Source organism: Pseudonocardia alaniniphila (assembly GCF_022524485.1).
GTDB lineage: Bacteria > Actinomycetota > Actinomycetes > Mycobacteriales > Pseudonocardiaceae > Pseudonocardia > Pseudonocardia alaniniphila.
Window position 1 is genome coordinate 47,926 of the sequence record NZ_JAKXMK010000031.1, and the last position, 13,736, is coordinate 61,661.

General features: G+C 68.6%; 10 protein-coding genes and 2 pseudogenes. 4 read left to right on the forward strand and 8 right to left on the reverse strand.

Features of this window, described 5'->3' with window-relative positions:
• The 4 genes from MMF94_RS31480 to MMF94_RS31495 form a co-directional block, all read right to left on the reverse strand.
• The gene (locus MMF94_RS31480; protein WP_241041056.1) at positions 1-1,401 is read right to left on the reverse strand and encodes a glutathionylspermidine synthase family protein; all 1,401 of its coding nucleotides are present in this window, start codon (positions 1,399-1,401) and stop codon (positions 1-3) included.
• Between the two features lie 54 nt (positions 1,402-1,455).
• On the reverse strand, positions 1,456-2,082 hold the full coding sequence (locus MMF94_RS31485; RefSeq protein ID WP_241041057.1) for a DUF6875 domain-containing protein: 627 nt from the start codon (positions 2,080-2,082) through the stop codon (positions 1,456-1,458).
• 1,063 nt (positions 2,083-3,145) lie between these two features.
• The gene (locus MMF94_RS31490) at positions 3,146-3,976 is read right to left on the reverse strand and encodes an MSCRAMM family protein (protein ID WP_241041058.1); all 831 of its coding nucleotides are present in this window, start codon (positions 3,974-3,976) and stop codon (positions 3,146-3,148) included.
• 12 nt (positions 3,977-3,988) lie between these two features.
• On the reverse strand, positions 3,989-5,812 hold the full coding sequence (locus MMF94_RS31495) for an MFS transporter (RefSeq protein ID WP_241041059.1): 1,824 nt from the start codon (positions 5,810-5,812) through the stop codon (positions 3,989-3,991).
• 196 nt (positions 5,813-6,008) lie between these two features.
• Between MMF94_RS31495 and MMF94_RS31500 the strand changes: the two genes are divergently transcribed.
• Both MMF94_RS31500 and MMF94_RS31505 read left to right on the forward strand, forming a co-directional pair.
• Positions 6,009-6,695 (forward strand): TetR/AcrR family transcriptional regulator, encoded by a 687-nt coding sequence (locus tag MMF94_RS31500; RefSeq protein ID WP_379660369.1) that lies wholly within the window; start codon positions 6,009-6,011, stop codon positions 6,693-6,695.
• A 63-nt stretch (positions 6,696-6,758) separates the two neighbouring features.
• Positions 6,759-7,727 carry an AraC family transcriptional regulator gene (locus MMF94_RS31505; RefSeq protein ID WP_241041061.1) on the forward strand — a complete coding sequence of 323 codons (969 nt, stop codon included), beginning with the start codon at positions 6,759-6,761 and terminating at the stop codon, positions 7,725-7,727.
• A gap of 143 nt (positions 7,728-7,870) precedes the next feature.
• Here the strand turns inward: MMF94_RS31505 and MMF94_RS43830 are convergent.
• A pseudogene (locus MMF94_RS43830) lies at positions 7,871-8,176 on the reverse strand (TetR/AcrR family transcriptional regulator); the annotation flags it as partial.
• A gap of 320 nt (positions 8,177-8,496) precedes the next feature.
• Between MMF94_RS43830 and bioB the strand changes: the two are divergent.
• Positions 8,497-9,558: a biotin synthase BioB gene (gene bioB / locus MMF94_RS31510; protein WP_241041062.1), complete on the forward strand. Its 1,062-nt coding sequence runs from the start codon at positions 8,497-8,499 to the stop codon at positions 9,556-9,558.
• A gap of 13 nt (positions 9,559-9,571) precedes the next feature.
• On the opposite strand, the gene MMF94_RS31515 is transcribed toward bioB, so the two are convergent.
• Entirely contained in the window at positions 9,572-11,065 is a 1,494-nt protein-coding gene (locus tag MMF94_RS31515) for a glutamine synthetase family protein (protein WP_241041063.1), read from the reverse strand.
• A 168-nt stretch (positions 11,066-11,233) separates the two neighbouring features.
• On the opposite strand from MMF94_RS31515, the gene MMF94_RS31520 reads away from it, so the two are divergent.
• Entirely contained in the window at positions 11,234-12,124 is an 891-nt protein-coding gene (locus MMF94_RS31520; protein WP_241041064.1) for a LysR family transcriptional regulator, read from the forward strand.
• Between the two features lie 5 nt (positions 12,125-12,129).
• Here the strand turns inward: MMF94_RS31520 and MMF94_RS31525 are convergent.
• A pseudogene (locus MMF94_RS31525) lies at positions 12,130-13,544 on the reverse strand (amidase).
• Positions 13,541-13,723 (reverse strand): hypothetical protein, encoded by a 183-nt coding sequence (locus tag MMF94_RS31535; RefSeq protein WP_241041065.1) that lies wholly within the window; start codon positions 13,721-13,723, stop codon positions 13,541-13,543. Before MMF94_RS31535 ends, MMF94_RS31525 begins: the two are co-directional and overlap by 4 nt.
• Positions 13,724-13,736: the final 13 nt, after the last annotated feature.

Consider the following 13,736-nt stretch of genomic DNA (forward strand, 5'->3'; position numbering starts at 1 on the left):
TCACACCGGATCCGGTGCGATGAGTGCCGTGCTCTGGAAACCGCCCCGACTGGCGCCGATCACCACGTCTCCGGCACGAACGCCCGGGCCCATGTGGCGCACCCCGACACTCGCCGCCTCGCCGTCGATCATGAACGGACTGAGCACATATGGCACCTGCGCCACGATCTCCTGCCCGGAGTCCCGATCGAGGAACGGCATCGTCATGCGGTCGGATTCGACGCGTTGCTGGAGGACAACCGGCGACTCGCGGGCGGCATGGACAGCGGCCGCGAGCCAGTCCTTCTCCGACGTCTGGCTTCCGAAGAGCACGCCGTTTCCGGACTTGCCGACGGCGGGCTTCGAGACCAGCCGGTCGCGCTCGTCGGTCGCCATGCGTAGCAGCTTCTCGTGCACGGCCGGATCGCCGTCCAGGCCCAGGCAGGTGGTCCACGGAACGTGGGTTCGCACCAACGCGCTGTCCGCCGGGTCGAGCAGGCCCGCATCACAGTCCTCATGGAGCCAGGCCAGGACCGCCTTCGAGGAGATGAGGGCCGACTCCGTACGCGGGAACAGCTCCACAGTTCGGGCGCGATCGGCGCTACGCAGCGCGGCGAGTCCGCCGCCGTCGTCGACTATGCGGTCGCTGCCCCACTGGAACATGACGAGATCGATCGGCAGACCGGCGGCGAGCAGTCGACCGGCGGCGTTGATGCCGAGCTCGACGAGGTCGGCCTGGACGACCTCCAGGCCCACCCGCTCAGCATCGGCCAGGACGGGCTTCTTGATCCTCTCGTGGCGACGGCGCGTTCCGTTGGCGTCGATCCCCCAACACGCGGGGACGAGCATCCGACGTGGACGGCCGTTCCCGACCTGGGAACCGAGCGTCCGGACCAACGCCGCGGAGCGGGCGGTCACAGAGGACGGCGGCGGGTGCAGACCGCTCTGCGGACACAATCGGGCGTAGGCCTCCGCGAGCCGGGGCGTCACCGTGTCGCCCCCGAGCCGTGTGCTGTTGTTGAACTCGAGCAAGCGTGGCTGACCCTGCTCGACCAGGAGGTCGGGACGGGCATACCGGGTGAGCTCTGCGGCCACCAGCGGGCGATCGGGATCCATCAGCTGGAGCTCATGGGGAAAGCGGAGTGCGCGGTGTAGTTCGCCCAGCGTCGCGGCACGGCGACGGCACGCCTCGACGGCCAGGTGCAACAGCCGGGCCGTGAGCCACCCGAGGCCGCGGTAGGCCCGTTCTCGGATGATCACCGGCCGGAGTGGTTCCCAGTGCCTGCCGTCCCATTCCTGGCGTCTGTAGCCCCTCCATCCGGTCGAAGACCTCCGGCGGGTGAGCAACTCTTCGCGGAGCTCCTCGGGCAGCGCAACCCAGACGTCATCGACCAGAAGAGCAGAGGGTGCATTATCGTTCATATCGCGAATCTCTCTCCGGTGAGGACGACGACGGCGTACGGAGTTCGGCCCCGGCTATGCCGAAAGGCCATGGCGATCACGCGCGCGCCTATACAGCGAGAGCAGGAGCGGGTCGCGTACGCGGCCACGCTCGAAATATGTATGGAAGCGTGAATGATATACCCTGAACCATCGTTCAGAATCATGTAAGAAAAGGACGTCGTGTGGTGCCATGTGTCGTATCGCGAGCAGTGCGACGGGGGCGATGGAGACTCTGAAACCGGAATTCCGGAACGCTCTCTCGTCGCAGTTCGGGTGGAATTGGCCGACCATCAACCCGGATTGCACGGCGAAGTCTTTCAGGCGTTCATACGCCGCATCCAAGCGCTCCCAGCCGTCAGGGCCCATGCGTGGCATGACTATCAGCCAGCTGTCGAGCAGGACTCCCGAACTGCGTGGTTGGTGGCCCGCCGCGCCGAATTCGCGGATCTCGGTCTGCAGTGCATCGATCAGTTCCGGTTCATCGGAGCCGTCGATGTCGTATCGTATGTGAGTCTCCAAGGCGTGCTCGTTGAGCGCACGAGGAACGAAGGGGCACACGGGCCCGGATCGGCCGATCCGTCGGTCGCCGACTGAAACGTATTCGCGCAGCCATGAATCCACCAGGCTGCGGTGCTCGTCGGGATTGAACTCATCGATCATGGTGTGGCCGCCGCTGGAGCGGAAAGTGCCGCGAGTGCCCCGGTCTGTCCGAGCATTATCGCGGATGCGTCCACGTCGTTCGGGGAACACTCCGCTCGTTCGGCGATTGCGCACCATTCATCCAGCCGCAACAGTCGACCGGAACAATTGGACAACAACCTCAGCACCTCCGACACCATGAGCTTGCCACGTCGCGCATTGCGACGAGGTCGGCCGCTCGACCACAACATCTGCGGTTGATCGATGCGCCACGATCGCCGTTGGCCGACGCGCCTCGAAGATCCGTCTCATACCGGTTGCTACACGCCTCTCGATCGCCAAGCTCCCCCCAATGCGACCGAACTAGCCGATCGCGCGTGTTTTGCGCATCGTAATGAACTCCTGAACGCAGTGCTCTCACTGCCGTGAGACCCACCAGCCGTGGCCACGATAAAGGACGCTCGAGTCCGAACCGCTGCGCGACCGACCACCCGGCGGGTGGCATGAGTCCAGTTGGCGCGCAATAGGCGGCATGTTACGAAACTGGTGCCGTTTGCTGTACTCCGTGCTTTCGGCGATCCGCCGGCACATCAGCTTCGGGCAGACCGGCAGAAATGCGCCCATATGCCCGGCACACATATGGCCGGAATGTGACGCTCGCCCCCCTTGTAGGAGAAGCAAGGTGTGGCCATGATCTCGTCGACGGCTTCATGAATGCTCGATAAGATTGATCATCACAGCTGGGGGGCCCACCGAAAAGTAAACGTCAGGTTATTTGTGGTACGGAAAGATCGGTCCAGAGAGATCGTTGTCGGGAATCCGCGGTCTGACCCCGGAGATGCGAGACCGGTCGTTGCCGGTGGAGCTCAGGCTGCGGTCTTCCCCGGACGGGAGGAGGCTCGGCCAGGGAGGGCGGCGCCGCCCATCGCGGGCGCCGGGGAGTCTCCCGTCCCGCATCCGATCACAACGGCGTGTGCGTCGATCACATCCCGGACCGCACCGTGGACGCCGCGCCACCACCGCGACACCGCGCCGTCGGATGATGAGTCGCGGACCGACCAGCCTGGGCGGCCGGGGAACACGTCTACTGCGGTGAATTGTCTCCGCGGCCGGTGAGTGTCACGTCGCTGACCGCGTCGTGCGCTCCTATCGCAGCCGCGTGCGGAAGGCTGGTGGCGCTGCGGACGCTGTACCGGCCGGCCGGGACGTTGTCGAAGCGGTACATGCCATGGTCATCGGTCACGGTCGTGCCGACCGCGCGTCCGTGCTGATCGTGCAGGTGGAGCGTGATCCCGGGGACGGCCTGCCCGGCCGCTGTGACAGTGCCGGTGAGTACGCCGAGGGTCTGGACGGGCAGGTCGACGACGTGATCGGAACCTGCCGCGGCACCGAGTTCGATCACACGGGCGACGGGCTCGGCTCCGGGAGTCGCGACCGCGATCGTGACGGTCGTCGTGGCGATGCCGTCGAGGCGGTAGCGGCCGTCCGGATCGGACATGGTGCTGGCGATGACCTCGCCCGCCGGATCGAGCGCGAGCACTGCGGCGGCCGGCACGGGGTGGCCGGTCTGCGGGTCGTGCACGATCCCGGTGATTCTGCCGATCGTCGTGAGTTCGACATCGATCAGCGTGGAGCGTGCCCGGTCGAAGATCGTCGCCGTCACCGAGACGGCGTGCGGTTCGTAACCAGGACGGCGGGCGATCAGGATGTAGTGGCCGGGACGGAGGCCGTCGAAGCGGAACCGGCCGTCCTCACCGGTGGTCACCCGTGAGATCTGGCTGCCGACGCTGTCGGTCAGTGTGAGAGTCACGCCGGACAGCGGTCTCGTTGCACTGTGGACCCGGCCGGTGAGCGATGCCGAGGGTGCTTCGTCGGTGGCGATGGGCCCGGCGAAGACATCGTGCTGGTCCGTCACGGGATGTCCTTCCTAGTGCCGCTGCAGAACCGGCAGGGCGATGTCGTGCTGCTGGGTTGTGCCCGCCGCGACGGTCACGACCTCGTGGATCGCCGGGTGCTCGACGGTAACGAGGGTCAGTGGTTGCACGGGTAGGGCGTCGAGCCGGTACTGGCCGTGCGCGTCGGCGACGGTGCTGCTCACTACGCTGCCGTCGGCGGCGTGCGCGGTGACGGTGACCAGAGCGGGCGCGGGCCCGGTGGTCCCGTCGACGACGCCCGTGACGGCTCGGGGCGCCGGTCGGGCCGGCACGCCGTGGGCCTGCCCGGCGGACCCCAGCGCGTCTGCCGCTCGTCCGGCAAGAGGCACGGTCGGGTCCGGTTCGATGGGGGCAGACACCTTCTGCAGGGGCCGGCTGCGCTGCCGTCCCGGGATGAAGGAGGTGATGACGAGCGCGAGGAGCGCCGCGCCGGAGCCGACCGCCAGGACGACGCGGAACGCGTCCTGCGAGGGGAAGGTGGCGCCCTCGATCGTGATGGTGATCTGTGCGAGAACGACCCCGGCGACCGCGCTGGAGACCGAGGTGCCGATGGAGCGCATGAGCGTGTTGAGGCTGTTGGCGGCGGCGGTCTCCGACACAGGGACGGCGCCCATGACGAGGGCGGGCATCGCCCCGTAGGCAAGGCCGACACCGGCGCCGATGATGCTGGAGACGACGACGAGTTGCCAGATCTCGGACATGAGCACGATGGCCAGCGCGTAGCCGGCGGCCACCACGAAGGCGCCCCACATCAGCGTGACCTTCGGCCCCCGGGTGCGGGAGATGCGAGCGGAGAGGGGAGCCATCGCCATCATGACCAGCCCGTTCGGTGCCATGATCAGGCCGACGGCGAGCATGCTCTGCCCCAGCCCGAAGCCCGAGCTCTCGGGCAGCTGGATCAGCTGTGGTAGCACCAACGACATCGCGAACATCGCGAACCCGAACACTGCCGAGGCGATGTTGGTGAGCAGGACCTGGGGACGTGCGGTGGTGCGCAGGTCCACCAGCGGCCGCGGTGCCCGGAGCTCCCAGCGACCCCAGAAGGCCAGTACGACGACGGACGCCGCCACCAGGCCGAGGGTCAGCCCGCTGCCCCATCCCCAGTCCGCGCCGCTGGAGATCACCAGCAGCAGAGCCACCAGTACCGCCGAGAGTCCGACGGCTCCGACGAAGTCGAATCGCCCGCCGGCACGGACGGGGGATTCGGGCACAACGCTCACCACGAGCACGGCGACGAGCGCGCCGAGGCCGGCGGCGGTCCAGAACAGGACGTGCCAGTCGGTGCGTTCGGCCAGGAACGCGGCCGCGGGAAGCCCGAGTGCGCCACCCACCCCGAGCGAGGCGCTCATCATGGCCGTGGCGGAGCCGAGCCGTTCCGCGGGGAGCTCGTCGCGCATGATGCTGATCCCGAGTGGGATCACACCGGCCGAGAGGCCTTGCAAGGTCCGCCCGACGACCATCGGGACGAGGCTGTCGCTGAGCGCGCAGACGACCGATCCGATGACCAGCAGGACCAGACTGACGAGGAGCAGCCGCCTCTTGCCGTACATGTCGCCCAGCCGCCCGATGGTCGGCGTGGCCACCGCGCCGGCGAGCAGGGTCGCGGTGACAGCCCAGACGGCCTCGGACGCCGAAGCGTGGAGGAGCGTGGGCAGCTGCGGGACCAGCGGGATGATCACGGTCTGCATCAATGCGACCACGATCCCGCCGAAGGCCAGCACGGCGACCACGGCGTTGGGGCGAGGCCGGACGGCGGTCTCGGCCCGGTGCCGGTCTGCGCGGGATGGATCGGCGGAGGCCTGATGGACAGCGGACATGCGTCTCCCTCGTGGGACTGCGCAGACGTGACGGAGCGGCTTAAATCACTCGGTTGATTTACACTAACAGGCGCGGTTGACTGGGCTGCGTCCGTGGACGATCGATCTCGAGGAGGCGCGTAGTGCAGCACCAGGCAGGTGAGCAGGCTCTGTGCTCACCGGTGCCCGGCGGAGTCCGTGAGCTGCCGGTGAGGTGCTGACCGTGACCTGGAGATCGGCGGGGGCGGACCGCGCGAGCGCGACGCGAGAGATCATTCTGGTCACCGCGGAGCGGCTCTTCGCCGAGCACGGGGTGTACGCGGTGTCCAACCGGCAGATCGGCGAGGCCGCGGGCCAGGGCAACACCGCGGCTGTCGGCTACCACTTCGGCAGCAAGTTCGATCTCGTGCGCACGATCGTCCGTGGACACACCGCCGACATCGATCGGATCCGAGCGGCGATGGTGGCAGAGACGGCCGGTTCCACCGAGGTCCGCGACTGGGTCGCATGCATCGTGCGGCCGATGACCGAGCATCTGGACGCGCTCGGCAGACCCACGTGGTTCGCGCGGTTCAGCGCACAGGTGATGACCGACCCGGCACTTCGGAAGATCATGTCCGAGGAGGCGCTGACGTCTCCGTCACTCGTCGAGGCCCTTGACGGGCTCAACGGCTGTCTGCCCGCGCTGCACCCCGAGGTACGCGCCGAACGCGGCGACATGGTGCGGCAGCTCATGGTGCACATTCCCGCCGAGCGCGAACGCGCACTCGCCGACGGCACCTCGACCCCCCGCGCCACCTGGCGCGCCACCGCCACCGGGCTGATCGATGCGATTGCCGGCATCTGGTTGGCGCCGAGCACCCCGCCCGCGGGTGACGTGGCGGTCGAGGACTCGGCGCGCTGACCGGGAGCCGGCGGTGGGGCGCGGCCCCCACCTGGGCGGATGGCCCGAGTTAGCCTCGCAGCTGTGCATGTCCAGGAGTTCTCCGGTGAGGATCTGGAAGGCGTCGCCCGCGGGATGCCGGTGATCATGCAAACGCGTCCGGATTACCGCGGGCGGTTGGCGCTACACGGGCTGGGTCAGGCCGTCACACTCTCGCGGACGAACTCCGGGGGGACGTTGCGGACCACCCGGACCCCACGGTTGGCCGCGAGAACATCGGGCGGCCACTTGCTGCGCTTCTGCGTGTATGTGGCCGGTCGGGGCCACGTCCACCAGCACGACCGATTCGCCGAGCTGGCGTCCGGTACCGGAGTGCTGTACGAGGGGGCTCGCCCATGGGAGCTGTTCTCGTCGGACGAGAGCCAGTGCATGAACCTGCAGTTCTCCCGGGAGTTGCTCCCGCTGCGCACAACTGAGATCACCGAGGCGTGTGCGCGCAGCGTGGACCCGGCAGGGCCGGCCATGCAGATGTTGACCGGCTATCTCGGTCGGCTGTTCGACGTGGCCGACGAGCTCACCGCGGGCCAGCGGCTGGACGCCGGGCGAGCTGCGATCGAGCTGCTGGCAATGGTGTTGCGGGACGTCACACCCGCCGTGCCGAGCGGGGACGGGCCTGATGAGGTGTTGCTCGAGATGATGCGGATGTACGCGCGCGAGCACCTGTCCGATCCGAGCCTGCGGGTCGAGGAGCTGGCGCGGCGCCACCACGTGTCGGTCCGCTACGCCTACAGCCTGTTCGCGCGGATCGGGACGACGCCGGGTGCGTACCTTCGCCAGGAGCGGCTGCTCGCGGCACGGGTGATGTTGTCCGACCCGAGATGCGCCTGGCTCGGGACGTCGGACATCGCGGCTGCCGTCGGGTTCGTCAACCTCAGGACGTTCGAACGGGCCTTCCAGCGGCAGTACGGGATGACACCGGCCGGCTGGCGATGTGAGCACTGCTGCCCGGGATCCGCTCCCGCAGGCCTGGAACGGGAAATGTTTCCGCGCTGAGGTTCGGTGCCATCACGCCGAGGACCGGGGGCGGGGCACCAGGGCGGCCACGATCCGAGCCGTTGCGTCGTCGGCGGACAGCCCCCAGGCCCAGTCGGACTTGTGCAGCCGGAGCGACACGAGGCCGTGTACGCCGACCACAGGAGGAGCGCTGTGGACAGCGGCGTGTCGGGATCCGTCTCGGCCACCAGTTCGACGAATCGCTTCTGTAGGCGAGGACCGTGCGGGGCTCGCGTCGGCGGCAGATCGTCCCCGCTCTCGAACAGCAGTTGGTAGGCGCCGGGGTGCGTGAGGCCCCAGCGAACATAGGCCTGACTCGCGATGACGAGGGTGTCGATGTCGTCGGGCGCGTCTGCGATGGCCCGCTCGATGCTGTCGATCAGGTCGGTGTACTCCGCGTCCAGCACTGCCGAGCGGAGGTCGGGTTCCGAGGGGAAGTGCCAGTACACGGCCGATGGTGCGACCTCGCACTTGCGGGCGATCGACCGCAGCGACTCGAAGCAGTGGCCAAGGAGGTCTGCGGGTTCGGCATCCGCGTGACCATCGTCGAACCCGGCTCGATGGCCACGTCGCTCGCGTCGTCGATGGCGATTCCGGAGGCGAGCGCACCGTATGCCCCGTTGGTCGCGCCGCTCGCGTCCGCCTACGCCGGAGGTGCCTCCGTGGGAATCGACCCGGCGCGCGCTGCCGCAGTGCCGGCGGTGCTACCAGAAGCCGGACGGGGCAGGCCCCTTGTCGCCGCCCGCGGAGTTGACCAAGGTGTTCGGACATGGACGGCTTCCTCGATGGCCTCACTCGCACGGCGCTCGCCCGCGAGCCGATCCCCCGAGAGGCGGCACTTCGGGTGCTCGCCGGCGACGACGAACTGCTCGACGTTGTCGGCGCGGGCTCGCGCGTGCGTCGCGCGTTCTTCGGTCGCAGGGTGAAGCTCAACACGATCATCAACATGAAGAGCGGGCTGTGCCCCGAGGACTGCAGCTACTGCTCGCAGCGGCTGGGCTCGGAGGCGGAGATCCTCAAGTACTCCTGGATCGACCCGCACGACGCGGCGGGTATCGCCGACCGCGCCGTGCGCGCGGGCGCCAAGCGGGTGTGCCTGGTCACGAGCGGCCGGGGGCCGGGTGAGCGCGACGTCGCCCGCATCGAGCGCACGATCGGCGCCATCAAGGCCGACCAGCCCGACGTCGAGGTGTGCGTCTGCCTCGGGCTGCTCTCGGACGGGCAGGCCGACCGGCTGCGGGCGGCGGGTGCGCACGCCTACAGCCACAACCTGAACACCAGCGAGGAACGCTACGGCGAGATCTGCTCCACGCACACGTTCGCCGACCGGGTCGACACGGTGCGCCGGGCCACCGCCGCCGGCCTCTCTCCGTGCTCCGGGGCGATCTTCGGGATGGGGGAGTCGGATGACGACGTGCTCGACCTCGCCTACGCACTCCGCGACCTCGACCCCGACTCTGTTCCGGTCAACTTCCTGATCCCGTTCGCCGGCACCCCACTGGCAGAGCGCTGGGAACTCACGCCGGAGCGCTGCCTGCGCATCCTCGCGCTCTTCCGTTTCGTGTTCCCCGACGTCGAGGTCCGGCTCGCCGGCGGCCGCGAGATCCATCTGCGGAGCATGCAGTCGCTGGCTCTGCACCTGGCCAACTCGATCTTCCTCGGTGACTACCTCACGAGCGAGGGCCAGGCCGGCCCGGACGACCGGCAGATGATCGCTGACGCCGGGTTCACCGTCGAAGGGCTGGAGGAACAGAGCCTGCCGGATGCCCGCCACGACCTCGTCGTGCTGCGGCGGCGGGGCGCCGGCACCGATCTGCCCGCGAACGCCTGATACGAGCCGCGGATCAGAACAGCTCGAAGTACTCGCGGTGCTCCCAGTCGGTGACGTCGTTGACGTAGGTCTTCGGGTCGGGGTTCTCGACGAGCCACGCCTCGTAGCGGCTGATCTCGCTGCGCTTCATGGTGACCAGGTAGTCGATGAAGACGCTGCCGAACTCCTTGCGGTAGAAGTCGTCGGCGGCCAGCACGTCGACCGCCTCGGCCAGCGTGGTCGGCAGGCGGGCAACGTCCTCCGCGTAGGGATCCTCGCTGATCGGCCCCGGCGAGATCTCGCCGACGATTCCGTCGAGCCCGGCCGCGGCCTGGGCGGCGAGGTACAGATACGGGTTGGCCGCTGCCTCGCCGACCCGATTCTCCACGTGCGACGCCTGGTCACCGGGCGCGCTGATCACGCGCATCATGGCGGCGCGGTTGTCCTTCGCCCAGGCAAGCCGGTCCGGCGCGAGTGAGTAGGGGCGCCGGCGGCGGTACCCGTTGACGGTCGGCGTGGTGAACACCGACGCCGCGCGACCGTGCGCCAGCGTGCCCCCGACGTAGTGCTGCCCGAGCGTCGACAGCGCCTGCCCCGGCTCGGGAACCATCAGGTTCTGACCGGTGGTGGCATCGGCGATGGACGTGTGGAGATGCCAGCCGCTGGCGTAGAAGCCGGCGATGGCCGGCGTGCACATGAACGAGGCCAGGTAGCCGTTGCGCTTGGCGATCTGCTTGGTCGCCATCTTGAAAAGACTCGCCGTGTCGGCCACGGCGAGACCCTCCAGGACGTCGAAGGTGGTCTCCACCTGGCCCGGCGCCCACTCGTCATCGAAGGTGCGCAGGGGGAGTCCCATGGCCGTGACCGCGTCCCGGATCGGGGCGAGCGCATCGTCGATCTCGTCGAGATGGTCGAGGAGGAGGTAGTTGTAGCCCCGCGCCACCGGTGCCACCACGGGTGGGTCCGCGGGAGTGCCGGGGCCACCCATCGAGCCCGTGTCGAGCAGGTCGTCGACGACACGGGTCAGGTACCACTCGATCTCGATCCCGGCGACGATCGCGAGGTTGCGTTCGGCCAGGCGGTTCAGAGTCCGTTTGAGGATCGTCCGCGGTGCGAGGGGAAATGCCATGCCATTGGTCTGGTACAGATCCGCGAAGACGACCGCGGTGTGCGACGCCCATGGCAGAACGGTGAAAGTCCCTGGATCGGGCACGGCGGTGACATTCGGACTGCCCCCGAAACCGTCGATCTCCAAACCTCCGTCCGGGGTGAACGGGTCCAGCACGATGGTGTTGGCCGAGTCCAGGATGAACGGCGCCATCGTGATCTCGCTGCCGGCCTCGAGTGCCCCGAAGTACGCCGGACGCGTCAGCGCCTTCCCTCGCAGCAGGCCGTACTGGTCGGGCCAGACGAGCCGGACCACGTCGATGCCGTGCTGCTCGACCAGCTTCCTCGACCGAGCGGCCGCCTCCACCTGGTCGGGCGAGTAGAGGCCGTGCCGTTCGATGAACGGGGAAGTGGTGGGCATGGTCATCCTTTGCCGGAGTTGTTGTTGCGGGAATCCTCGGGATGAATCGGTCGAATTCGCCAGGAAGGTGGTTCGAGGCGAGCCTCCCTCTATTATCGGCTGATCTGTGATCGATGAGAAATGCGGATCCCAGCTACCGGCCATCGAGGATCGTGCTAACAAGGGGTGATGGAACTCCGGCATCTCGCGGCGTTCACCGCCGTCGCCGAGGAGGGAAGCTTCACCGCCGCTGCGAGGCGTTTGCACATGGTGCAATCCGCGGTCTCGGCGACGGTGCGCGCGCTCGAGCGCGAGCTGGACGTGCGGCTGTTCGACCGGACCCCGCACCGCGTCCAGCTCACCTCGGCCGGCCGGCTGTTGCTGCCCGAGGCGCGGCGCACGTTGGCCGCGGCCGCCGCTGCTCGCGACGTGATCGCCCAGGCGCACGGCGGGCTGCGGGGCACGGTGCGGCTGGGGATCCTGCAGTGGCACCGGGGCTTCAGCCTGCCGCGGCTCATCGCGGAGTTCCGCGCGGAGCATCCGCACGTCGAGATCGAGTTGCACCGCGGCGACAGCACCAGCCACGTCGCGGCGCTGCACAAGGGGCAGCTGGACCTGGCGTTCCTCGCCGTGGACCCTGACGTCGCCCCGGGCCTGTCGCTCCTTCGCCTGGTCGGGGACACGATGGCGGTGGTCACCTCACCGGACCATCGCCTCGCGGGCCGGACCTGCGTCGACCTCGCCGCGACCGCCGACGAGCCGTTCGCCGAGACCCCGCCGACGTGGGGCCTGCGCATGTCCAACGACCGCGCCTTCCGCGCGGCCGGTGTCGAGCGCAGGGTCGCTTTCGAGGTCGCCGATGTCGCGACCGTGCTCGACTTCGTCCGCTGCGGACTGGCCGTGGCGATCGTGCCCTCGTGGGTGCTCGATTCGACGTCGGGTGTGTGCGCGATGCCGATACGAAGCGGTGCCCCGGTGCTCACGATCTCGCTCGCTACGGTCGCCCAGCGGGATGTGCCGGCACCTTGCCGGGCCTTGATGTCCACCGCCTGGCGGCTGGCCGGCGGCACTCCTGACTGATGCGGTCAGTTCCGGGTGGCCGTGCCGGTGCGCGTTGCGAGCAGTGACATGTCGAAGCCGATCAGGCGTTCCACGGCCTCGGCCACGGCTAGCAGCCCGTAGTCGTCGTGGACCTGCCCGACGAGTTGGAATCCCATCGGCACCCCCTCGGCCGCGAGCCCCATGGGCAGGCTGACGGCCGGATGACCGGACTGATTGATCACCGACGTGTTGTGGATCAACTCCAACACGTCGGGCGTCTGAACGTCCGCGATACGCGGCGGCACTATCGGCAGTGTGGGCATGGCGAGTATGTCGACGGCGTCGATGGCCCGGCGTAAGGCCTCGATCACCAGTCTGCGGGCCCGCAGCGCACGGATGTAGTCCTGGGCGAGCACGTATTGCCCGGCCATCAGTTGGTGTCGCAGATCCGGCGAATACAGCTCGGGGCACGCGTCCAGTGTCGGCTGATGGAAGACGTAGGCCTCGACGAACAGCGGGAGCAGCAGCAGCGGCGCGAGGTGACCGATGTCCATCGGCACGGGCGTCGGCGTGGCGCCGTTGCCGGCCATCAGGTCGAGCACCGCCCGCGCCGCCGCTTCGACCTGCGGCTCCAGGTCGTCCCAGAACCAGGACTCCGGCACACCAACCCGTAGACCGGCGAGATCGTCGCGCGGCGGCACCGAGGATGCGGGACGGGCGGAGGAGTGAGGGTCGTCCGGATCCGGGGCGGCCATGACCTGCAGCATCGCCCGCGCATCCGCGACGGAGCGGGTGAGGGGTCCGAGGTGATCGATGTGCTCGCAGCCGGTCGGGATCAGGCCTCGGAGCGGAACGAGCCCGTGTGTCGGCTTGAACCCGACCAGCCCGCAGCAGCTCGCCGGAATTCGAATGGAGCCGGCCGCGTCGGTGCCGACGGAGGCATATCCGACGCCGAGCGCAACGCCGGCGGTCGACCCGCCGCTGGAGCCGCCCGCGATGTGCTCAGGTTGCCACGCGTTGGGGACGGTGCCGTGGAAGGGTTCATCGTCGTGCCACCCAGCGCCAGCTCGTGCAGGTTCGTCTTGCCCAGCACGATCGCGCCCGCCTGTCTCAGCTGCGTGACGACGGGAGCGTCGGTTGTGGCGACGCGGTCGGCGAACACCGGGGAACCAGCGGTTGTCGGCAACCCGGCCACATCGATGTTGTCCTTCACGGTGATCGGGACGCCGTGAAGCGGTCCACACGGACCGTCTGTTTCCCAGGCGCGATCAGCTGCGGCCGCAGCCTCGCGCACTTGCTCTGGCAAAGCGGTGATGAACAGGTTGTACCCGGCGAAGCGTTCACCGCGCTCCAGCGCCGCCCCCGTGACCTCCACCGCACTCAGCTCGCCGGCGGCCAACGCGCGCCGAACCTCGACCAGAGACAAGTCCGCCACGACATCGCCTCGCCCCGCCGTCATTTCCGGCCGCCCGCCGCCAGCACCAACGCGTTGGAAACCTCTCCGAGCGGCAGAGCCCGCAGCGCTGCGACCGTTCGTGAGTTCTGCCGGACGTAGGGAAGCAAGGCGTCGAGTACGTCGTCCGGGTGCTCCTTTCCGAGGAACAGTTTCTCGACTCTGCGCAGATCCTCGCGTTCCATGTCGTGTCCTTGT